The following is an 18,730-nucleotide window of genomic DNA, read 5'->3' on the forward strand; positions in this document are numbered from 1 at the left end:
GTGACGCTGATCAACCCGGTCGCGATGGACGAAGGCCTGCGCTTCGCGATCCGCGAAGGCGGCCGCACCGTCGGCGCCGGCGTCGTGGCGAAGATCATCAAGTAAGACCGCGCGTTCCGGCTCATGCCGGCACCGCAACGGAGCGGCTCTCGGGCCGCTCTGCTTATTTTGGGGAATTTGCATCACGCCCCCTTTACGCGGCTCCCGCAATGCGGCTAGAATCGCGGACCCCGAAAGGGGAACAGCGAAAAGAGGGGCAGGACGCCCTTCGTGTTCGCCCGACAGGGACGCGTCGTGAAGCTCGACCGGGCACCGGCTCAGCGCCGTATCCGTCTGCTTACGCGCATCGAGATTTCTGTCTGGCGGGCCGGGAAACCGGCCTGTTGTGTTTTCTGCGTTCCGGATCAGCTCGATTCGGGGCGCCGCAATCGTGGGGCGGGGCGCATGAAGCCGCCACCGCCCGTCGCTCTTTAACGAAGGAAACCCGTCATGGCGGACCAGAAGATCCGAATTCGGCTCAAGGCGTACGATCATCGATTGATCGACCGCTCGGCCAGCGAGATCGTCGAAACGGCCAAGCGGACCGGCGCGCAAGTGCGTGGCCCGATCCCGCTGCCGACCAAGATCGAGCGTTACACCATTCTTACTTCGCCGCACGTCGATAAGGACGCGCGCGACCAGTACGAGACCCGCACGCACAAGCGCGTGCTCGACATCGTCGATCCGAACGACAAGACCGTGGACGCGCTCATGAAGCTTGAGCTCGCGGCCGGCGTCGACGTCCAGATCAAGCTGACCTGAGGCCACCCACCATGACCGCGAAGAAATATTCGTTGGGCATCGTCGGTCGCAAGGCCGGCATGAGCCGCTTCTTTACGGAAGACGGCAAGTCCATTCCGGTGACGCTGATCGAAGCGACGCCGAACCGCATCACCCAGATCAAAACCGCCGACACCGACGGCTACAGCGCCGTGCAGGTCACCGTCGGGGTCCGTCGCGCGGCGCTTGTGAACAAGCCCGAAGCCGGTCACCTCGCGAAGGCGAAGGTCGAGGCGGGTCGCGGCCTTTGGGAGCTCCGCGTCGAGGCCGATCAGATCGGTGGTTTCGAAGTGGGCGGCGAGATCAAGGCCGACATCTTTACCGCCGGCCAGATCGTCGACGTCCAGGGCGTCACCAAGGGCAAGGGCTTCCAGGGCACGATCAAGCGCTGGAACTTCCGCATGGGCGACGCGACGCACGGTAACTCGCTGTCGCACCGCGCACCGGGCTCGATCGGTCAGCGTCAGACGCCGGGTCGCGTGTTCCCGGGCAAGAAGATGTCCGGTCACATGGGCGACGTGCAGCAGACGACGCAGCGCCTGGAAGTGGTCAAGGTCGACGCTGAGCGCGGCCTGATCGCGATCAAGGGCGCCGTGCCGGGCGCGCCGGGCGGCGACGTGATCGTCCGTCCCTCGAGCAAGGCATAAGGAGAGATGACGATGGAACTCGCCATCACCAATAGCAGCAGCACGCTGCCGGTCTCCGAAGCGATCTTCGGTCGCGAATTCAGCGAAGACCTCGTGCACCAGGTCGTCGTGGCCTACCGCAACGCGGGCCGCGCCGGCACCAAGGCGCAGAAGACGCGTTCGGAAGTCAACGGCACGACCAAGAAGTCGAAGAAGCAGAAGGGCGGCGGTGCGCGTCACGGCGCGCTGACGGCTCCGATCTTCGTCGGCGGCGGTGTGACGTTCGCGGCCAAGCCGCGCAGCTTCGCGCAGAAGGTCAACCGCAAGATGTATCGCGCGGCGATCGCGTCGATTCTGTCGGAGCTCAATCGTCAGGGTCGCATCAAGGTCGTCGAATCGTTCGACCTCGAAGCGACGAAGACGAAGGGCCTGATCGAGAAGCTCAAGGCTCTCGAAGTCGGCCGCCGTCCGCTGATCGTCACCGAAGACGCGGCCGAGAATCTCTACCTCTCGGCGCGCAACCTGCCGTACGTCGAAGTGCGGGACGTTCAGGGCCTGGATCCGGTAGCGCTGGTCGGCGCCGATTCGGTCGTGATCACCACCGACGCGGTGAAGAAGATTGAGGAGTGGCTGGCATGAACGAGGCCAAGCTCTACAGCATCATCCGCGCACCGCGCGTGTCCGAAAAGACTGCGCGACTGCAGGAAGTCTCGAACCAGTACGTATTCGAAGTGGCCACCGACGCAACCAAGGCCGACATCAAGGTTGCCGTCGAGAAGCTGTTCGGCGTCAAGGTCGAGGCCGTGAACGTGGCGAACGTGAAGGGCAAGAACAAGGCCTTCAAGTTCCGCATGGGCCGCCGCGCCGATTGGCGCAAGGCGTACGTGAAGCTGGCCGAAGGCCAGTCGATCGACGTGATGGCCACGGCCTGACGAAGTTTCGACTCGTCGAAACTTCTCAAGAGGACAAGAACCCATGGCATTGATGACTTTCAAGCCCACCTCGCCCGGCCGCCGCAGCGCGGTCCGCGTGGTGACGCCAGGCCTGCACAAGGGCGCGCCGCACGCGGCGCTCGTTGAAAAGCAGAGCAAGACCGGTGGCCGTAACCACCACGGCCGCATCACCACCCGCCACGTCGGCGGCGGTCACAAGCAGCATTACCGCATCATCGATTTCAAGCGTGACAAGCAGGGCATCCCGGCGCGCGTCGAGCGCATCGAGTACGACCCCAACCGCACTGCGCACATCGCGTTGCTGTGCTATGTCGACGGCGAGCGCCGTTACATCATCGCGCCGAAGGGCCTGAAGGACGGCGACCAGGTGATCGCGGGACGTGACGCCCCGATCCGCGTGGGCAACACGCTTCCGCTGACGAACATCCCGGTCGGCACGACGGTGTGCTGCGTCGAGATGAAGCCCGGCAAGGGCGCCCAGCTGGCCCGCGCGGCCGGTGCCAGCGCGTACCTGGTGGCACGTGAGCAGGGCTACGCGACGCTTCGCCTGCGGTCCGGCGAAATGCGCAAGGTACCCGTCGAGTGCGCCGCAACGATTGGCGAAGTCGGCAACGACGAGCACAACCTCGAGAAGCTCGGCAAGGCCGGTGCGAAGCGCTGGCGTGGCGTGCGCCCGACGGTTCGCGGCGCGGCGATGAACCCGGTCGACCATCCGCACGGCGGTGGTGAGGCGAAGGCCGGCCAGGGTAACCCGCACCCGGTCACCCCGTGGGGCGTCCCGACCAAGGGTTACAAGACCCGCAAGAACAAGCGCACGCAGCAGTTCATCGTTCGCGACCGCAGGAGCTAATCGGCCATGCCACGTTCACTGAAAAAGGGTCCGTTCGTTGACCACCATCTGATGAAGAAGGTGGAAACGGCGGGCAACAACAAGAAGCCGATCAAGACCTGGTCGCGCCGTTCGATGATCCTGCCCGAGATGGTTGGTTTTACGATCGCCGTGCACAACGGCAAGAACCACATCCCGGTGCTCGTCAACGAGAACATGGTTGGCCACAAGCTCGGCGAGTTCGCCCTGACCCGGACCTTCAAGGGTCACGGCGGCGACAAGAAGAGCCGCTAAGGAGATGACCGTGGAAGCGAAAGCAATCCTGCGCACCGCGCGCATCTCGCCGCAGAAGGCCCGTCTGGTCGCTGACCAGGTTCGCGGTCTGTCGGCCGAGCGTGCCGTCAATCTGCTCAAGTTCTCGGACAAGAAGGCTGCTCACACGATCCGCAAGGTCGTGGAGTCCGCCATCGCCAACGCCGAGAACAATCAGGGCGCCGACATCGACGAGCTCCGCGTCAAGACGATCATGGTGGACGAAGGTCCGTCACTGAAGCGTTTCATGGCGCGAGCCAAGGGCCGCGGCACCCGCATCCTCAAGCGCACCAGCCACATTACTGTGGTTGTGGGCGCTGGCAAGTAAGGCGGAGTCAGACTATGGGTCATAAAGTTCATCCGACTGGCATCCGCCTTGGTATCTCCAAGGACTGGAATTCCAAGTGGTTCGCCAACAAGCGGCAGTACGGCGAGTACCTCGCGGCCGACCTCAAGGTTCGCGACATGCTGCGCAAGAAGCTGGCGCAGGCCGGCATCTCCCGCATCTTCATCGAGCGTCCGGCTAACAACGCCCGCGTCACGATCCACACCGCCCGCCCGGGCGTCGTGATCGGCAAGCGTGGCGAGGACATCGAGAAGCTGCGTCGCGAGGTCAGCGCGGTGATGGGCGTCCCGGCGCACATCAACGTCACCGAAGTCCGCAAGCCGGAACTCGACGCTCAGCTCGTTGCCGAGTCGATCGCCCAGCAGCTCGAGCGCCGCATCATGTTCCGTCGCGCGATGAAGCGCGCCGTCGGCAATGCGATGCGCCTCGGCGCGCTCGGCATCAAGGTCAACGTCGCGGGTCGACTCAACGGTGCGGAAATCGCCCGTTCCGAGTGGTACCGCGAAGGCCGCGTGCCGCTCCATACCCTGCGCGCCGACATCGACTACGGCTTTGCCGAAGCGAAGACGACGTACGGGATCATCGGAATCAAAACCTGGATCTACAAGGGCGAAATCTTCGATTTCTCCCAGGTGGGCCAGGAGAAGCCGGACGACAGCCCGCGTTCAGAGCGCGGTGATCGTGGCGACCGCGGCGACCGCCGTGACCGCAACGACCGTCCCGGCCGTCCAGCACGCGAAGCGAGGTAAGCCGCCATGCTGCAACCCAAGCGAACCAAGTACCGCAAGGTACATAAGGGCCGCAACGAAGGTCTGAGCTGGAACGGCAATGCCGTCAGCTTCGGCGAGTACGGTCTCAAGGCAACGAGCCACGGTCAGCTCACCGCGCGTCAGATCGAGGCGGCCCGCCGCTCGATCAGCCGCTACGTGAAGCGCGGCGGCAAGATGTGGATCCGCGTCTTCCCGGACAAGCCGATCACCAAGAAGCCGATCGAAGTCCGAATGGGCTCCGGTAAGGGCAACGTGGAGTACTGGGTCGCCCAGATCCAGCCCGGCCGCATGATTTACGAGATCGAAGGTGTCGCAGAGGACGTGGCGCGCGAAGCGTTCCGTCTGGCCGCTGCCAAGCTCTCGGTCACCACCCAGTTTGTAACCCGTACGGTGCGCTGATGGAACTCAAGCAACTGCGCGACAAGTCGGCTGTCGAGCTCCAGAGCCATCTGGGCGAACTGCACAAGGAGCGCTTTGCGCTGCGCATGCAGAAGGCCACCGGCCAGCTCGTCAAGACTCATGAGACCCGCCGTGTTCGCCGCGAAATCGCGCGCGTCAACACGCTGCTGGGTCAGAAGAAGTAAGGACCCCTTATGACCGACAACAACACAGAGAAGGCTATTCGCACGGTCGAAGGTCGAGTCGTCAGCAACAAGATGGACAAGACCGTCACTGTGCTCGTCGAGCGCCAGGTCAAGCACGCGCTGTACGGTAAGTACATCCGTCGCTCGACCAAGCTGCACGCTCACGACGCCGACAACGCCTGCAACGAAGGCGACATCGTCCGGGTGCGCGAAATCGCCCCGATGTCGAAGACCAAGAACTGGAGCGTGGTTGAGATCATCAGCCGCGCGGCCGTCTAAGGGAGCTGAACCATGATCCAGATGCAAAGCTACCTTGACGTGGCCGACAACTCCGGCGCGAAGGAACTGATGTGCATTAAGGTGCTCGGCGGCTCGAAGCGTCGCTACGCCGGCATCGGTGACATCATCAAGGTGACCGTCAAGGACGCCATTCCGCGCGGCAAGGTCAAGAAGGGCGACGTCTACGACGCCGTCGTTGTTCGCACGCGAAAGGGCGTTCGCCGCCCGGACGGCTCGCTGATCCGCTTCGACGGGAACGCGGCTGTGCTGCTCAACAACAAGCAGGAACCGATCGGTACGCGCATCTTCGGGCCCGTGACCCGCGAGCTGCGCTCCGAGAAGTTCATGAAGATCGTCTCGCTCGCTCCTGAAGTGCTCTGAGCGGAGGAATTGAAATGAACCGTATCCGCAAGGGCGATCGAGTGATCGTCACCACCGGCAAGGACAAGGGCAAGCAGGGCGAAGTCGTCCGCGTGCTTGGCGAGAAGGTCGTCGTGTCCAACGTGAACGTCATCAAGCGTCACACGAAGCCGAACCCCCAGGCCGGCCAGCCGGGCGGGGTGATCGAGCGCGAGGCGCCGATCCATGTTTCGAACGTCATGCTGTTCAACCCGGCCACCGGCAAGGGCGAGCGCATTGGTTTCAAGGTGCTGGAGGATGGACGCAAACTGCGTGTGTTCCGCTCCAGCGGCGAGGCGGTTGACGCCTGAGGAATGCTGAAATGACCACCCGGCTTGAAGAGTTCTACAAGAACGAAGTTGTCCCGGCGTTGACCGAGAAGTTCGGTTACAAGAACCGGATGGAAGTGCCGCGCCTGGTCAAGATCACGCTCAACATGGGCGTGGGCGAGGCAGCGACGAACAAGAAGATCCTGGAAAATGCCGTCGCCGACATGACCAAGATCGCTGGCCAGAAGCCGATCGTGACGAAGAGCCGCGTGTCGGTCGCTTCGTTCAAGATCCGCGACGGTTGGCCGATCGGCGCGAAGGTCACCCTGCGCCGGGCGAAGATGTACGAGTTCCTCGACCGCCTAATCAACATTTCGCTTCCGCGCGTCCGCGACTTCCGCGGCGTGTCGGGCAAGTCGTTCGACGGCCGTGGCAACTTCAACATGGGCGTGAAAGAGCAGATCATTTTCCCGGAAATCGACTTCGACCAGGTCGACGCGCTCCGCGGCATGGACATCGCGATCACCACGACCGCGAAGACCGACGCCGAAGCCCGCGCGCTGCTCGAAGCGTTCCGTTTCCCGTTCCGTAGCTGAGTCTCGAGGAAAAACACATGGCTAAGACCTCCATGGTCAACCGCGAGGTGAAGCGGGAAAAGCTTGCCAAGAAGCACGCGGCCAAGCGCGAGGCACTCAAGAAGGTGATCTCGAGCGTCGACGCGTCGTACGAGGACAAGATGGACGCGGTGGTCAAGCTGCAGAAGCTGCCCCGCGATTCCTCACCCTCGCGCCAGCGCAACCGTTGCGCGCTGAGCGGCCGCCCGCGTGGCACGTATCGCAAGTTCGGCCTCGGCCGCAACATGCTGCGTGCCGCCACCATGCGCGGCGACGTGCCGGGCCTGCGCAAGGCGAGCTGGTAAAGCTGGTATAGTGGCGGGCTTGCTTCGCCGCAAGCGCGGCGCCCTCCGGGGCGCCGCGTGACAACTGAATTCGCAATTCCGCGGATATCGGTGCTTCTCATAAGGAAACTCTCATGAGCATGACTGATCCCATTGCCGACATGCTGGTGCGTATCAAGAACGCCGCCGCTGTCCGCAAGCCGACGGTTAAGATGCCGTCGTCGAAGATCAAGGTTGCGATCGCCGCCGTCCTGAAGGACGAGGGCTACATTCTCGATTCGCGTGTGACCGAAGCCGGTGCGGGGAAGTCCCAGCTGGAAATCGTGCTGAAGTACTACGAAGGCAAACCTGTGATCGAGCGCCTCGAGCGCTACTCGCGGTCGGGTCTGCGTCAGTACCGCGGCAAGGACGCGCTGCCCAAGGTCCTAGGTGGCCTCGGTGTCGCCATCATCTCCACCTCGAAAGGCATCATGACCGATGCGCGGGCGCGCCAACAGGGCGTCGGCGGCGAGGTCTTGTGCTTCGTGGCCTAAGGGAGTAATCGCAATGTCCCGAGTTGCCAAGAGGCCGATCGCCCTCCCGAAGGGCGTCGAAATCAACATCCAGCCGGAGTCGATCAGCGCGACGGGCCCGAAGGGCACCCTGTCGGTGCCGAAGCCTGTTGCCATCGACGTGAAGATCGAGGACGGCAATGCCGTGTTCGCCACGGACGACGCGTCGCAGATTCCGCTGACCGGCACGCTGCGCGCGATCCTCGCGAACATGGTCAAGGGCGTCTCCGAAGGCTTCGAGCGCAAGCTCGAGCTCGTCGGCGTCGGTTACCGCGCCGCGATGCAGGGCAAGGACCTCAGCTTGTCGCTGGGCTTCTCACACCCCGTCGTGTTCAACACGCCCGAAGGCATCACGATCACGACGCCGACGCAGACGGAAGTCGTCGTGGCCGGTGCTGATAAGCAGCGTGTGGGTGAAGTCGCGGCAAAGATCCGTGGCTTCCGTCCGCCGGAGCCCTACAAGGGCAAGGGTGTGAAGTACGCCGGTGAAGTCATCATTCGCAAGGAAGCCAAGAAGGCCTAAGGCCTATCCGCTTCCCGAAGGACACAGTCATGAAGAAGAACATTGCCCGCCTTCGCCGCGCTAAGTCCACTCGCGCCCACATCCGCGAACTCGGCGTGCCGCGTCTGTCCGTGCTTCGCACCGGTCAGCACCTGTACGCCCAAGTGTTCACGGCAGACGGCTCCAAGGTGCTTGCCGCAGCGTCGACCGTTCAGGCCGACGTAAAGGACGGTCTCAAGAACGGCAAGAACGTTGATGCGGCAATCAAGGTCGGTCGCGCAATCGCCGAGAAGGCCGTGGCCGCTGGCATCGAGAAGGTCGCGTTCGACCGCTCGGGCTACCGGTACCACGGTCGCGTCAAGGCGCTTGCCGACGCGGCCCGCGAGGGCGGCCTCAAGTTCTAATCGCGGCCCGGCGCCCGACGTACCGGGCGCGAAGAAGCGAGTCCCGCCGGCGCGGTTGCGCCGGGCATGCCCGCGGGTTCCTGCGGGCATGGGTCATCCGTAGCAGCCCACAACCATAAGCGGCGAAGCCGCAAATCCTCTTACATCACGAGATTTCAGAAATGGCAGAAGAACGTCAGCAGCGCGGTCGCGATCGCAATCGCGAAGAGATCGACGACGGCATGATCGAGAAGCTGATTGCGGTGAACCGCGTCAGCAAGACCGTCAAGGGCGGTCGCCAGTTCACGTTCACGGCGCCGACGGTTGTCGGCGACGGGTCGGGCAAGGTGGGCTTCGGTTACGGCAAGGCGCGTGAAGTGCCGGTCGCCATCCAGAAGTCGATGGAATACGCCCGCAAGAGCATGAGCCAGGTCGACCTGAACAACGGCACGCTGTGGCACACGGTCAAGGCCGGGCACGGTGCGGCTCGCGTGTTCATGCAGCCGGCATCCGAAGGTACTGGCGTCATTGCGGGCGGCGCCATGCGCGCTGTTCTGGAAGCCGTCGGCGTCAAGAACGTGCTTGCGAAGGCCGTCGGTTCGCGCAATCCGATCAATCTTGTGCGCGCGACGATGAAGGGCCTGACCGACATGCAGTCGCCGACCGCGATCGCAGCCAAGCGCGGCAAGAAGGTGGAGGACCTGCTCAATGGCTAATACCCAGAACGTCGAAGGCGGCACCGTCAAGGTGCGCCTCGTGAAGGGCCTGCGTGGGACGCAGTCGCGCCACCGTTTGTCGGTGCGTGCGCTCGGTCTCAACAAACTCAACGATGTGCGTGAACTGAAGGACAGCCCGCAGGTGCGCGGCCTGATCAACAAGGTTCACTACCTCGTCCGCGTCGAGGAGTAATCACCATGCGTCTCAATACACTGCAGCCCGCCGAAGGCGCCCGCCAAGAGCGCACGCGCGTTGGTCGCGGCATCGGTTCCGGCCTGGGCAAGACCTGCGGCCGCGGCCACAAGGGTTCGTTCGCGCGGTCGGGCAAGGGCAAGATCAAGGCCGGCTTCGAAGGCGGTCAGATGCCCATGCAGCGCCGTCTTCCGAAGATCGGTTTCCGGTCGAAGATCGCGAAGGACACGGCCGAAGTCCTGCTGTATCAGCTGGAGCGCCTCGAGGCGGGTGACGTCGATTTCGCGAAGCTGCAGGCTGCCAAGCTCGTTCCGAGCACGGCGAAGCAGGCGAAGATCGTCGTCAAGGGCGACGTGACCAAGGCCTTCGTGCTGAAGGGCATTGCGGCGACCGCCGGCGCCAAAGCCGCGATCGAAGCGGCCGGCGGCCAGGTCCAGGAGTAAGTAGTCGATGGCGCGCAGCGGTAACGCGATGGCGGGCCTCGGTGGCGGGCTCGGTAAATTCACCGAGCTTCGCCAGCGTCTTCTTTTCGTGGTCGGCGCCCTGATCGTCTATCGCATCGGTTGCTACATACCCGTGCCGGGTGTAAACCCCGAAGCGATGCTGCAGCTTATGGAGACGCAGCAGGGCACGATCGTGGACATGTTCAACATGTTCTCGGGCGGCGCACTCGAGCGCTTCAGCCTGCTTGCGTTGAACGTGATGCCGTATATCTCGGCGTCCATCATCGTGCAGCTGCTCGTACAGATCGTCCCGACACTCAAGGCCATCCAGAAGGAAGGCGAGTCGGGTCGTCGAAAAATCAATCAGTGGTCGCGCATGGGCGCGATTCCGTTGGCCGTGTTCCAGGCTTGGGGCATCGCGACCGCGCTGCAGGCGGGCGGTGCGAGCCAGGGCATTCCGGTTGTATACAACCCGGGGCCTGGCTTCGTCCTCACGGCGATCATCGCGTTGACAGCGGGCACGATGTTCCTGATGTGGCTCGGCGAGCAGGTTACCGAGCGCGGCATTGGCAACGGCGTTTCGCTGATCATCTTCGCCGGTATCGTTGCGGGGTTGCCGTCGGCCATCGTCGGCATGTTCGAGCAGATCCGGAACGGCGACATGTCGGCCATTGCGGCGATCATCGTCGTGCTCATCGTCGCGGTCTTTACGTACCTCGTCGTATTCGTTGAGCGAGGCCAGCGCAGGATCACTGTCAACTATGCGCGGCGGCAGGGCGGTCGCGGCGCGTACATGAACCAGTCGTCGTTCCTGCCGCTCAAGCTCAACATGTCGGGCGTGATCCCGGCGATCTTCGCGTCGAGCATCGTCATGTTCCCGGCGACGGCAGCGACGTGGTTCGCGCAAGGCAACTCCAACTCGTTCCTGCTGCAGCTGAGCCAGTGGCTCAACCCGGGCGAGCCGCTGCACATGATCCTGTACGCAGCGCTGATTGCCGGATTCGCGTTTTTCTATACCGCGCTCGTGTTCAATTCGCAGGAAACGGCGGACAACCTGAAGAAATCAGGCGCGCTGATCCCGGGCATTCGACCGGGCCGGGCGACGGCGGATTACATCGACGGCGTGCTGACGCGGTTGACGGCAGCGGGCGCGACGTACCTGGTGATCGTCTGCCTGTTGCCCGAGGTCATGCGCACCGAGCTCAACACCTCGTTCTACTTCGGCGGGACATCCCTGCTGATCGTGGTGGTCGTGGTTATGGATTTCATCGCGCAGATCCAGGCCCACCTGATGTCGCATCAGTACGAGAGCCTGCTCAAGAAAGCAAACCTGAAGGGTTCGCGCGGCGGTCTCGGGCGCAGCTGAGGTAAACTGTACTGACGCGGCCCGCTCTGGCGGGCCGCCATGATCAACCGGACACCTGGACGTACGCGCCGGGGTCCTCGATGGGCGACTCGCGCAGCGGTTCCGGGCGCGGGTGGTCATTTGCCAAGGCGCGCCGGAGTAGCGCGCCGGGCCCTGCGGTCGCCGAGCAATCGTGGGGTGCAGCAGATGATCGTCGCCGGAGCATGGGCACACTCCCCATGCCGGGCACGTTTGCGTCAGCGGGCTTTCTGTACCTCCGGAACCTTGTTAACATTTCAAGTTCACTTTTTGTGAATCCATCGCTGCGGGCATACGCCCTGCGGCGGCAAACCAGTTGGAGATCGCGTTATGGCGCGTATTGCGGGCGTCAACCTGCCTGCCCAGAAGCACGTCTGGGTCGGGCTGCAAAGCATTTACGGCATCGGCCGTACCCGTTCGAAGCAGGTCTGTGACTCGGCCGGCGTTGTGTCGACTACGAAGATTCGTGACCTGTCCGAGCCGGAAGTCGAGCGCCTGCGCGCCGAGATCGGCAAGTTCGTCGTCGAGGGTGACCTTCGTCGTGAGATCGGCATGTCGATCAAGCGCCTGATGGACCTCGGCAGCTACCGTGGTCTGCGTCATCGCCGCGGCTTGCCGCTGCGCGGCCAGCGCACCCGGACCAACGCACGCACCCGTAAGGGTCCGCGCAAGGCCATCAAGAAGTAAGGGGATCTATCCATGGCCAAGCCGGCAGCTGCCAACAAGACGAAGAAGAAGATCAAGCGCGTCGTTACCGACGGTATCGCGCACGTCCACGCTTCTTTCAACAACACCATCATCACGATCACCGACCGTCAGGGCAATGCGCTGTCGTGGGCGACTTCGGGCGGCGCGGGTTTCCGCGGTTCGCGCAAGTCCACTCCGTTTGCCGCGCAGGTTGCTGCTGAAAAGGCCGGCCGCGCTGCGCTCGACTACGGCGTCAAGGCGCTCGAAGTGCGCATCAAGGGCCCGGGTCCGGGACGTGAATCGGCCGTGCGTTCGCTCAACAACGTCGGCTACAAGATCCTGAACATCATCGACGTGACGCCCATCCCGCACAACGGGTGCCGTCCGCCGAAGAAGCGCCGCGTCTAACGCGCCGTCGCTGAGGAGCAAAGAAGAACATGGCTCGTTATATCGGTCCCACCTGTAAGCTCGCGCGCCGTGAAGGCGCCGATCTTGGCCTGAAGTCGTCGGCCCGCGCGCTCGACTCGAAGTGCAAACTCGAGCAGAAGCCCGGCCAGCACGGCCCGACTGCCCGTAAGGGCAAGCTGTCGGATTACGCGACCCAGCTTCGTGAGAAGCAGAAGGTCAAGCGCATCTACGGCCTGCTCGAGCGGCAGTTCCGCAACTACTACAAGAAGGCGTCGACGAAGAAGGGCAACACGGGTGAAAACCTGCTGCAGCTCCTCGAGACGCGTCTGGACAACGTGGTCTACCGCATGGGTTTTGCGGTGACGCGCCCGGCTGCGCGCCAGCTGGTTTCGCACCGTGGCGTGCTCGTGAACGGCAAGCCCGTCAACCTGCCGTCGTACCAGGTCAAGGCTGGCGATTCGATCGCGCTCAACGAGCGCGCCCAGAAGCAGCTCCGCGTTCAGGAGTCGCTGACGGTCGCCCAGCAGATGGACCTGTCGCCCTCGTGGATTGAGGTGGACAGCAAGAAGTTCGCCGGCGTGTTCAAGGCCGTGCCGGACCGCGCCGACCTCCCGGCCGACATCAACGAAGCACTGATCGTCGAGCTGTATTCGAAGTAACAGGTTCGGACTGTCCGGCGAGGCGCGCCTAGCGCGCCTCTTATCCCGGCCGATGCAGTCGCTGCATCGGCCGCTTCCCGTACGGGAAGCCCAAGCGCAACAGCCACCGCCCGGCGGCGGTGGTCACTGGAGACACCGAAACATGACGGTTACCGCCAATCAGGTTCTGCGGCCCCGCGGTCCCCAGATCGAACGCCTCAACGGCAACCGCGCCAAGGTCGTGATCGAGCCGCTGGAACGCGGCTACGGGCATACGCTTGGCAACGCGCTGCGTCGCGTGCTGCTGTCGTCGATCCCGGGTTTTGCGATCACCGAGGTCGAGATCGACGGCGTGCTGCACGAGTACACCACGGTCGAGGGTCTCGAAGAGGACGTGCTTGAGGTGCTGCTCAACCTCAAGGACGTCGCGATCCGGATGCACACCGGTGAGAACGCGACGCTTTCGCTGAGCAAGCAGGGTCCGGGCGTCATCACGGCGGCCGACATCCGCACCGACCACAACGTGGAGATCCTCAACGGTGAGCATGTGATCGCGCACCTGACGAAGGACACCGCGGTCAACATGCGCCTGAAGATCGAGCGTGGTTACGGCTACCAGCCGGCGGCCGCGCGTCGTCGCCCGGACGAGGAGACGCGAGCAATCGGTCGCCTGATGCTGGACGCGTCGTTCTCCCCGGTGCGTCGCGTCGCGTACGCGGTCGAAGCGGCTCGCGTCGAACAGCGCACCGATCTGGACAAGCTGGTCATCGACATCGAGACCAACGGCACGATCGATGCCGAGGAAGCAGTGCGCACGGCGGCCGATATCCTCACGGATCAACTGTCGGTGTTCGGCGACTTCACGCACCGCGATCGCGGCGCAGCGAAGCCGGCTGCCAGCGGCGTCGACCCGATCCTGCTGCGTCCGATCGATGACCTCGAGCTGACGGTGCGTTCGGCGAACTGCCTGAAGGCCGAGAGCATCTACTACGTCGGCGATCTGATCCAGAAAACGGAAGTCGAGCTGCTGAAGACGCCGAACCTTGGCAAGAAGTCGCTCACCGAGATCAAGGAAGTGCTCGCCCAGCGCGGCCTTTCGCTCGGCATGAAGCTCGAGAACTGGCCGCCTGCCGGCATTGCATCGCACGGCATGATGGGCTGAGGGACCTGGTCGTGGCGCCCGTCGGGTAACGACGGGCCTTCGGCTGGGGCATCGAGTTCTGCACCAATTGCGCTGACGGGTCCGAAGACCCGCAGCGCCGCCCGGTCATGGACGGCCGGCACGGACCAACCGCAGTCCACTGTACGAACGCCAGGACGGCGACAGCGAAGTTCATCGGTTTCAATATTCATTAGGAATCCTACTCATGCGTCATCAGAAATCCGGCCGCAAGTTCAGCCGCACCAGTGCCCACCGCGATGCCATGTTTCAGAACATGGCCGCCTCGCTGATCAAGCACGGTCTCATCCGCACGACGCTGCCGAAGGCGAAGGAACTGCGACGCGTTGCCGAGCCGCTCATCACGCTCGCCAAGAGCGACGGCGTTGCGAATCGCCGCCTTGCGTTCTCGCGTCTGCGTGACAAGGAAGCGGTTGGCACGCTGTTCGTCGAGCTGGGCCCGCGTTACCGCGAGCGTCCGGGCGGCTACCTGCGCATCCTCAAGTGCGGCTTCCGCGCAGGCGACAACGCGCCGATGGCGTATGTCGAGCTCGTCGATCGCCCGCAGGCCGCGGAGTAATTTCGAACGGCGGGGGCGGTCCACGTCCCGGCGCGTCGAAGAAGCAAAGCCCCGACTTGTTCGGGGCTTTTGCGTTTGAGGTTTCGTCCCCGCGTTGAGGCCGCTGCGGGCGATGCGATGCGGTATCGGAGGCGTCCAAAAGCAGAGGCTGTTTGCGCATTCGCGCAAATCGGGGCAAGCAGCGCAATAGCGCGTGATCGGTCCGGGCCAGGGCCGCGACGTGCAAGCTCCCTGAATCCGCAGGCGGCCGGACGGTCCGTTGCGCAATATTCTTTGCGCGAGGTCGTGGCAGTGCTTATCGTGATGGTATGAATCGGCAATCTCTTCTTGCTTCTTTCCGCGCCCAATGCGCGCTCGGGGCGCTGGCGTGCGCAGCCCTACTGGCGTACGCCCTCCACGCGCAGTTCAACCTCGGCTTCGAGCCGTGCCCGCTGTGCAGCTTCCAGCGCATCGCGTTTGCCGCGCTCGGCCTGGTGTTCCTGATCGGTGCGGTGCACGCGCCCGCAGGCACTGGCGGTCGTCGGGTTTATGGGGTGCTCGGGATGCTGGCCGGGGTCGCCGGGATCGCGGTCGCAGGCAACCACGTGCGCCTGCAGCACTTGCCGCCGGACCAGGTGCCCGCGTGCGGCCCGGGCCTCGACTACATGCTCGATTCCATGCCACTCGGCGGCGTGGTGCAAAAGGTCATGACGGGCTCCGGTGAATGCGCGAACGTCGACTGGACGTTTCTCGGGCTCTCGATGCCTGGTTGGAGCCTCGTCTGGTTCGTGTTGTTGACGGGCTGGTTGGCGTACATCGCCTTCCGGCGGCCGCGCGCCTGACTCCGCGGTCCAGTTTGTTCTCCTTTTGGATGCACCCATGAATTCCTCCGACCGATCCGTCCACGCCGTCCGTCTGCCCCAAGCCTGGTCGCCGACGTCGTGGCGCGAGCGGGTCGCGCTGCAACTGCCGCAGTATCCGGACGCGGGCGAGCTCGAGTCGGCCCTTGCGGAACTGCGCGGCCTGCCACCGTTGGTGACGTCGTGGGAGATCCTGACGCTGAAGCAGCAGTTGGCCGAAGCGCAGGAAGGCCGGCGCTTCGTGCTGCAGGGGGGCGATTGCGCGGAGAGTTTCGCGGAGTGCACCTCGGACGTGATCTCCAACCGCCTCAAGGTGCTGCTGCAGATGAGCCTGGTGCTCGTGCACGGGCTCCGCAAGCCCGTGGTGCGCATCGGACGCTTTGCCGGTCAGTACGCGAAGCCCCGCTCGACCGACCTCGAAACGATCGACGGGGTGAGTCTGCCGAGCTACCGCGGCGACATGGTCAACGGTCCCGCATTCACCGCGGAGGCGCGGCGACCCGACCCGCGCCGCATGATCAAGGCGCATGCCCGGTCCGCGATGACGATGAACTTCGTCCGCGCGCTCATCGATGGCGGCTTCGCGGACTTGCACCACCCGGAGTACTGGAACCTCAGCTGGGTCGGCCACTCGCCGCTCGCAGAGGAGTACGGCCGCATGGTTGCCGCGATCGGCGACGCGGTGCGCTTCATGGAAACGCTGTCGGGCGCGGAGGTGCACAACCTCAATCGCGTCGACTTTTACACCTCGCATGAAGCGCTGCTGCTGCCGTACGAGGAGTCGATGACGCGGCAGGTGCCGCGGCACTGGGGCTGGTTCAACCTGAGCACGCACTTTCCGTGGATCGGCATGCGGACCGCGGCGGTCGACGGGGCGCATGCGGAGTACTTCCGCGGCATTCGCAATCCGATCGGCATCAAGGTCGGCCCGACCGTGGCGCCCGACCAGCTGTTGCGCGTCATGGACCTGCTGAACCCCGACGACGAGCCCGGCCGGTTGACCTTCATCCACCGCATGGGCGCGGCGCACATCGCCGACAAGCTGCCGCCGCTGCTCGACGCGGTACGTCGTGATGGGCGGCGCGTGCTGTGGATCTGCGATCCGATGCACGGCAACACCGAGTCCACCGCAAACGGTTACAAGACGCGGCGCTTTGCGAACATTGGCCGCGAGCTTGAACTCGCGTTCGAATTGCATGCCGCAGCCGGGACGCGCCTGGGCGGCGCGCACCTTGAGCTCACCGGCGAAGACGTGACCGAATGCCTCGGCGGCGCCCGCGAACTGCGCGAGGCCGACCTCGAGCGCGCATACCGCACCTGCGTCGATCCGCGCCTCAATTACGAGCAGGCGCTGGAGGCGGCGATGCTGATCGTGCGCAAGCAATCGCAGATCGCACTGCCGGTGTAATGGTGAAGCGGCGGCGCCTTCCAGTCACCCGGCGCGGCGCACGCCCTCGAGTCAGGCGTGACCGCATCGTAGGCGCCGTGGCGCGCAAAGCGCCTCAGGGCAGCGGCACCGTGCTGCGATAGCTCGGCGCCGTGCGCGCCTGCGCGCGCTGTTCGAATGCGTGCCCGAATCCGACCAGCCGCGCCTCGCCCCAACGGGGGCCGAGGAACGTGAGACCCAGCGGCAGCCCATGTGCGCTGCCCATCGGCACGGTGAGGCTCGGGTAGCCCGCCACCGCGGCGGCGCCATACCCGGCACCCGTAAAGTGGTCGCCATTGACGAGATCGATCGGCCACGCGGGGCCGGTCGTGGGCGCGACAAGCGCTTGCACGTCGTACTTGGCAAGCGCGGCGTCGATGCCTTCGGGCCCGGCGAGCCGCGCGGCGTCGCGCTTCGCCTTCGTGTACTCGGCGGTGTCGAGCCCTTTCAACGCCTGAGTCTGTTCGAGCAGCTCCTGGCCGAAATAGGGCATCGTCGCGACCGCATTCGACTTGTTGAAGTCGACGAGCGCAGCGACTGATTGCACCGGTGCGCCCGACGCGCGCAGATAGCGCTCGAGCCCGTCCTTGAATTCGTACTTGAGGACGGTGAATTCCGGCGCGCTCCACTTGCCGCGGTTCGGCAGCTCGACGTCGACGAGCACCGCGCCCGCTTCACGAAGATGCGCCAGCGCGCGCTCGAATGCCGCGTCGACATCCGGTTGTGCGTCGACGCCGTGCTTGCGAAGAACGCCGAGCCGCACGCCGCGCAAGGCGCCGGGGTCTAGCGCGTCGGCAAAGCGGCCCTGCGCGGCGGGTGCGTCGCGAGTGGCGGTGTCCTCGGGGTCGCGTGCGCTTGCGAGCACATCGAGGAGCAGCGCGGCGTCGGCGACGGTGCGCGCCATCGGGCCGGCCGTGTCCTGCGAGGCGCTGATCGGGATGATGCCGCTGCGGCCAACGCGGCCGACTGTCGGCTTGATTCCGACGAGCCCATTCACAGCGGCCGGGCACAGGATGCTGCCGTCGGTTTCGGTGCCGACGCCGACCGCGGCGAGGCTGGCGGCAATCGCCGCGCCGCTGCCGCTGCTCGAGCCGCAGGGGCTGCGATCGAGCGCATACGGATTGCGCGTCTGCCCGCCGCGGCTGCTCCAACCCGACGACGAGCGCATGGAGCGGAAGTTCGCCCATTCGCTGAGGTTGGTCTTGCCGAGGATGACCGCGCCAGCATCGCGCAGTGCGCGCACGATCGGCGCGTCTTCGCGCGGTCGGTGCGACGCGAGCGCGAGCGAGCCGGCCGAGTTGACCATCGGCACGGCATCGATGTTGTCTTTGATGAGGACCGGAATGCCGTGCAGCGGACCGCGCACGCGCCCCGCCTTGCGCTCGGCGTCGAGGCGAGCGGCATCTGCGAGCGCGTCCGGGTTGATTTCGATGACGGCGTTGAGCCGCGGACCGGCATCGTCAATTGCCGCGATGCGAGCGAGATAGGCCTGTGTCAGCTGCCCGCTAGTGACCTCGCCGCGCTGCATGCGCGCTGACAGCGTCGCGATGTCGGCTTCCACGATATCCCGCGTCGTCGGGGCAACCGCCGCTGCGACATCTCCTGATGCGACCGTGGGCACGAGATCGCCCCCATGCGCGCAGCCTGCCATGACCGCAGCCAGAAGGGCGGGCAGGGCGGCATGCGCCGGCAGGCGGGCAGGGCGGCAAGATCGCATCGACATTGGTGGCACCGGGG

General features: G+C 64.7%; 31 protein-coding genes. 30 read left to right on the forward strand and 1 reads right to left on the reverse strand.

All coding sequences use genetic code 11. From position 1 onward, the window contains the following. The 30 genes from IE075_RS15170 to IE075_RS15315 all read left to right on the forward strand — a co-directional run. A partial coding sequence (locus tag IE075_RS15170; protein WP_484484285.1) for an EF-Tu C-terminal domain-related protein occupies window positions 1-105 on the forward strand: 105 nt, incomplete at its 5' end. A 384-nt stretch (window positions 106-489) separates the two neighbouring features. Next, window positions 490-801, forward strand: a complete 312-nt coding sequence (rpsJ, locus tag IE075_RS15175) for a 30S ribosomal protein S10 (protein ID WP_036212661.1) — start codon at window positions 490-492, stop codon at window positions 799-801. Window positions 802-812: 11 nt separating this feature from the next. Beyond that, window positions 813-1,466 (forward strand): 50S ribosomal protein L3, encoded by a 654-nt coding sequence (rplC, locus tag IE075_RS15180; RefSeq protein ID WP_189457951.1) that lies wholly within the window; start codon window positions 813-815, stop codon window positions 1,464-1,466. Between the two features lie 12 nt (window positions 1,467-1,478). After that, window positions 1,479-2,084, forward strand: a complete 606-nt coding sequence (gene rplD, locus IE075_RS15185; RefSeq protein ID WP_189457952.1) for a 50S ribosomal protein L4 — start codon at window positions 1,479-1,481, stop codon at window positions 2,082-2,084. Then, window positions 2,081-2,377 carry a 50S ribosomal protein L23 gene (rplW, locus tag IE075_RS15190; RefSeq protein ID WP_189457953.1) on the forward strand — a complete coding sequence of 99 codons (297 nt, stop codon included), beginning with the start codon at window positions 2,081-2,083 and terminating at the stop codon, window positions 2,375-2,377. Before rplD ends, rplW begins: the two co-directional genes overlap by 4 nt. Window positions 2,378-2,420: 43 nt before the next feature. Continuing rightward, entirely contained in the window at window positions 2,421-3,248 is an 828-nt protein-coding gene (gene rplB / locus IE075_RS15195; RefSeq protein WP_189457954.1) for a 50S ribosomal protein L2, read from the forward strand. 6 nt (window positions 3,249-3,254) lie between these two features. After that, a complete protein-coding gene (rpsS, locus tag IE075_RS15200) occupies window positions 3,255-3,521 on the forward strand; it encodes a 30S ribosomal protein S19 (RefSeq protein WP_189457955.1) in 267 nt (88 codons plus the stop codon). 10 nt (window positions 3,522-3,531) lie between these two features. Continuing rightward, window positions 3,532-3,867, forward strand: coding sequence for a 50S ribosomal protein L22 (rplV, locus tag IE075_RS15205; protein ID WP_189457956.1), 336 nt, complete (start codon window positions 3,532-3,534; stop codon window positions 3,865-3,867). Window positions 3,868-3,881: 14 nt separating this feature from the next. Beyond that, on the forward strand, window positions 3,882-4,634 hold the full coding sequence (gene rpsC, locus IE075_RS15210; protein ID WP_189457957.1) for a 30S ribosomal protein S3: 753 nt from the start codon (window positions 3,882-3,884) through the stop codon (window positions 4,632-4,634). Window positions 4,635-4,640: 6 nt separating this feature from the next. Beyond that, a complete protein-coding gene (gene rplP / locus IE075_RS15215; protein ID WP_189457958.1) occupies window positions 4,641-5,054 on the forward strand; it encodes a 50S ribosomal protein L16 in 414 nt (137 codons plus the stop codon). Beyond that, window positions 5,054-5,239 carry a 50S ribosomal protein L29 gene (gene rpmC, locus IE075_RS15220; RefSeq protein ID WP_189457959.1) on the forward strand — a complete coding sequence of 62 codons (186 nt, stop codon included), beginning with the start codon at window positions 5,054-5,056 and terminating at the stop codon, window positions 5,237-5,239. The genes rplP and rpmC overlap by 1 nt, the downstream gene beginning before the upstream one ends. 9 nt (window positions 5,240-5,248) lie before the next feature. Then, window positions 5,249-5,518: a 30S ribosomal protein S17 gene (gene rpsQ, locus IE075_RS15225; protein ID WP_189457960.1), complete on the forward strand. Its 270-nt coding sequence runs from the start codon at window positions 5,249-5,251 to the stop codon at window positions 5,516-5,518. Window positions 5,519-5,530: 12 nt separating this feature from the next. Then, window positions 5,531-5,899 carry a 50S ribosomal protein L14 gene (gene rplN / locus IE075_RS15230; RefSeq protein WP_189457961.1) on the forward strand — a complete coding sequence of 123 codons (369 nt, stop codon included), beginning with the start codon at window positions 5,531-5,533 and terminating at the stop codon, window positions 5,897-5,899. Between the two features lie 14 nt (window positions 5,900-5,913). Further along, window positions 5,914-6,228 carry a 50S ribosomal protein L24 gene (gene rplX, locus IE075_RS15235; protein ID WP_189457962.1) on the forward strand — a complete coding sequence of 105 codons (315 nt, stop codon included), beginning with the start codon at window positions 5,914-5,916 and terminating at the stop codon, window positions 6,226-6,228. Between the two features lie 11 nt (window positions 6,229-6,239). After that, window positions 6,240-6,782, forward strand: coding sequence for a 50S ribosomal protein L5 (gene rplE / locus IE075_RS15240; RefSeq protein WP_189457963.1), 543 nt, complete (start codon window positions 6,240-6,242; stop codon window positions 6,780-6,782). A gap of 17 nt (window positions 6,783-6,799) precedes the next feature. Further along, entirely contained in the window at window positions 6,800-7,105 is a 306-nt protein-coding gene (gene rpsN / locus IE075_RS15245; protein WP_189457964.1) for a 30S ribosomal protein S14, read from the forward strand. 113 nt (window positions 7,106-7,218) lie between these two features. Next, complete coding sequence (rpsH, locus tag IE075_RS15250) at window positions 7,219-7,617, forward strand: 30S ribosomal protein S8 (protein ID WP_189457965.1); 399 nt, start codon at window positions 7,219-7,221, stop codon at window positions 7,615-7,617. 13 nt (window positions 7,618-7,630) lie between these two features. Next, window positions 7,631-8,158: a 50S ribosomal protein L6 gene (rplF, locus tag IE075_RS15255; protein WP_189457966.1), complete on the forward strand. Its 528-nt coding sequence runs from the start codon at window positions 7,631-7,633 to the stop codon at window positions 8,156-8,158. A 29-nt stretch (window positions 8,159-8,187) separates the two neighbouring features. Next, window positions 8,188-8,541: a 50S ribosomal protein L18 gene (gene rplR, locus IE075_RS15260; RefSeq protein ID WP_189457967.1), complete on the forward strand. Its 354-nt coding sequence runs from the start codon at window positions 8,188-8,190 to the stop codon at window positions 8,539-8,541. A gap of 161 nt (window positions 8,542-8,702) precedes the next feature. Next, entirely contained in the window at window positions 8,703-9,236 is a 534-nt protein-coding gene (gene rpsE / locus IE075_RS15265; RefSeq protein WP_189457968.1) for a 30S ribosomal protein S5, read from the forward strand. Further along, complete coding sequence (gene rpmD / locus IE075_RS15270) at window positions 9,229-9,429, forward strand: 50S ribosomal protein L30 (protein WP_189457969.1); 201 nt, start codon at window positions 9,229-9,231, stop codon at window positions 9,427-9,429. The genes rpsE and rpmD overlap by 8 nt, the downstream gene beginning before the upstream one ends. Next, a complete protein-coding gene (gene rplO, locus IE075_RS15275) occupies window positions 9,429-9,872 on the forward strand; it encodes a 50S ribosomal protein L15 (protein ID WP_189457988.1) in 444 nt (147 codons plus the stop codon). Before rpmD ends, rplO begins: the two co-directional genes overlap by 1 nt. A 7-nt stretch (window positions 9,873-9,879) precedes the next feature. Continuing rightward, the gene (gene secY, locus IE075_RS15280) at window positions 9,880-11,238 is read left to right on the forward strand and encodes a preprotein translocase subunit SecY (RefSeq protein ID WP_189457970.1); all 1,359 of its coding nucleotides are present in this window, start codon (window positions 9,880-9,882) and stop codon (window positions 11,236-11,238) included. A 348-nt stretch (window positions 11,239-11,586) separates the two neighbouring features. Next, window positions 11,587-11,943, forward strand: coding sequence for a 30S ribosomal protein S13 (gene rpsM, locus IE075_RS15285; RefSeq protein ID WP_189457971.1), 357 nt, complete (start codon window positions 11,587-11,589; stop codon window positions 11,941-11,943). Window positions 11,944-11,955: 12 nt separating this feature from the next. Next, entirely contained in the window at window positions 11,956-12,351 is a 396-nt protein-coding gene (rpsK, locus tag IE075_RS15290; RefSeq protein WP_189457972.1) for a 30S ribosomal protein S11, read from the forward strand. A 29-nt stretch (window positions 12,352-12,380) separates the two neighbouring features. Then, a complete protein-coding gene (rpsD, locus tag IE075_RS15295; protein ID WP_189457973.1) occupies window positions 12,381-13,010 on the forward strand; it encodes a 30S ribosomal protein S4 in 630 nt (209 codons plus the stop codon). A 142-nt stretch (window positions 13,011-13,152) separates the two neighbouring features. After that, entirely contained in the window at window positions 13,153-14,151 is a 999-nt protein-coding gene (locus IE075_RS15300) for a DNA-directed RNA polymerase subunit alpha (RefSeq protein ID WP_189457974.1), read from the forward strand. 205 nt (window positions 14,152-14,356) lie between these two features. After that, entirely contained in the window at window positions 14,357-14,728 is a 372-nt protein-coding gene (rplQ, locus tag IE075_RS15305; protein WP_189457975.1) for a 50S ribosomal protein L17, read from the forward strand. Between the two features lie 308 nt (window positions 14,729-15,036). Further along, the gene (locus IE075_RS15310; RefSeq protein WP_189457976.1) at window positions 15,037-15,549 is read left to right on the forward strand and encodes a disulfide bond formation protein B; all 513 of its coding nucleotides are present in this window, start codon (window positions 15,037-15,039) and stop codon (window positions 15,547-15,549) included. A gap of 37 nt (window positions 15,550-15,586) precedes the next feature. Continuing rightward, the gene (locus tag IE075_RS15315) at window positions 15,587-16,975 is read left to right on the forward strand and encodes a class II 3-deoxy-7-phosphoheptulonate synthase (RefSeq protein ID WP_189457977.1); all 1,389 of its coding nucleotides are present in this window, start codon (window positions 15,587-15,589) and stop codon (window positions 16,973-16,975) included. 94 nt (window positions 16,976-17,069) lie between these two features. Here the strand turns inward: IE075_RS15315 and IE075_RS15320 are convergent, their stop codons facing one another. Beyond that, window positions 17,070-18,668, reverse strand: coding sequence for an amidase (locus tag IE075_RS15320; protein WP_189457989.1), 1,599 nt, complete (start codon window positions 18,666-18,668; stop codon window positions 17,070-17,072). Between the last annotated feature and the right edge of the window lie 62 nt (window positions 18,669-18,730).

The sequence above is a fragment of the Cognatilysobacter bugurensis genome (assembly GCF_014652095.1).
Classification (GTDB): Bacteria; Pseudomonadota; Gammaproteobacteria; order Xanthomonadales; family Xanthomonadaceae; genus Cognatilysobacter; species Cognatilysobacter bugurensis.

Coding starts and splice junctions, on each gene's coding strand:
- rpsN (WP_189457964.1), top strand. CDS start 6,800: ATGGCTAAGACCTCCATGGTCAACCGCGAGGTGAAGCGGGAAAAGCTT.
- rplX (WP_189457962.1), top strand. CDS start 5,914: ATGAACCGTATCCGCAAGGGCGATCGAGTGATCGTCACCACCGGCAAG.
- rpsD (WP_189457973.1), top strand. CDS start 12,381: ATGGCTCGTTATATCGGTCCCACCTGTAAGCTCGCGCGCCGTGAAGGC.
- IE075_RS15300 (WP_189457974.1), top strand. CDS start 13,153: ATGACGGTTACCGCCAATCAGGTTCTGCGGCCCCGCGGTCCCCAGATC.
- rplW (WP_189457953.1), top strand. CDS start 2,081: ATGAACGAGGCCAAGCTCTACAGCATCATCCGCGCACCGCGCGTGTCC.
- rpmD (WP_189457969.1), top strand. CDS start 9,229: ATGGCTAATACCCAGAACGTCGAAGGCGGCACCGTCAAGGTGCGCCTC.
- rplR (WP_189457967.1), top strand. CDS start 8,188: ATGAAGAAGAACATTGCCCGCCTTCGCCGCGCTAAGTCCACTCGCGCC.
- secY (WP_189457970.1), top strand. CDS start 9,880: ATGGCGCGCAGCGGTAACGCGATGGCGGGCCTCGGTGGCGGGCTCGGT.
- rplE (WP_189457963.1), top strand. CDS start 6,240: ATGACCACCCGGCTTGAAGAGTTCTACAAGAACGAAGTTGTCCCGGCG.
- rplP (WP_189457958.1), top strand. CDS start 4,641: ATGCTGCAACCCAAGCGAACCAAGTACCGCAAGGTACATAAGGGCCGC.
- IE075_RS15315 (WP_189457977.1), top strand. CDS start 15,587: ATGAATTCCTCCGACCGATCCGTCCACGCCGTCCGTCTGCCCCAAGCC.
- rpsJ (WP_036212661.1), top strand. CDS start 490: ATGGCGGACCAGAAGATCCGAATTCGGCTCAAGGCGTACGATCATCGA.
- rpsE (WP_189457968.1), top strand. CDS start 8,703: ATGGCAGAAGAACGTCAGCAGCGCGGTCGCGATCGCAATCGCGAAGAG.
- rpsC (WP_189457957.1), top strand. CDS start 3,882: ATGGGTCATAAAGTTCATCCGACTGGCATCCGCCTTGGTATCTCCAAG.
- rpsH (WP_189457965.1), top strand. CDS start 7,219: ATGAGCATGACTGATCCCATTGCCGACATGCTGGTGCGTATCAAGAAC.
- rplD (WP_189457952.1), top strand. CDS start 1,479: ATGGAACTCGCCATCACCAATAGCAGCAGCACGCTGCCGGTCTCCGAA.
- rpsS (WP_189457955.1), top strand. CDS start 3,255: ATGCCACGTTCACTGAAAAAGGGTCCGTTCGTTGACCACCATCTGATG.
- rpsK (WP_189457972.1), top strand. CDS start 11,956: ATGGCCAAGCCGGCAGCTGCCAACAAGACGAAGAAGAAGATCAAGCGC.
- rplN (WP_189457961.1), top strand. CDS start 5,531: ATGATCCAGATGCAAAGCTACCTTGACGTGGCCGACAACTCCGGCGCG.
- rplF (WP_189457966.1), top strand. CDS start 7,631: ATGTCCCGAGTTGCCAAGAGGCCGATCGCCCTCCCGAAGGGCGTCGAA.
- rplC (WP_189457951.1), top strand. CDS start 813: ATGACCGCGAAGAAATATTCGTTGGGCATCGTCGGTCGCAAGGCCGGC.
- rpsM (WP_189457971.1), top strand. CDS start 11,587: ATGGCGCGTATTGCGGGCGTCAACCTGCCTGCCCAGAAGCACGTCTGG.
- rpmC (WP_189457959.1), top strand. CDS start 5,054: ATGGAACTCAAGCAACTGCGCGACAAGTCGGCTGTCGAGCTCCAGAGC.
- rplQ (WP_189457975.1), top strand. CDS start 14,357: ATGCGTCATCAGAAATCCGGCCGCAAGTTCAGCCGCACCAGTGCCCAC.
- IE075_RS15310 (WP_189457976.1), top strand. CDS start 15,037: ATGAATCGGCAATCTCTTCTTGCTTCTTTCCGCGCCCAATGCGCGCTC.
- rplB (WP_189457954.1), top strand. CDS start 2,421: ATGGCATTGATGACTTTCAAGCCCACCTCGCCCGGCCGCCGCAGCGCG.
- rpsQ (WP_189457960.1), top strand. CDS start 5,249: ATGACCGACAACAACACAGAGAAGGCTATTCGCACGGTCGAAGGTCGA.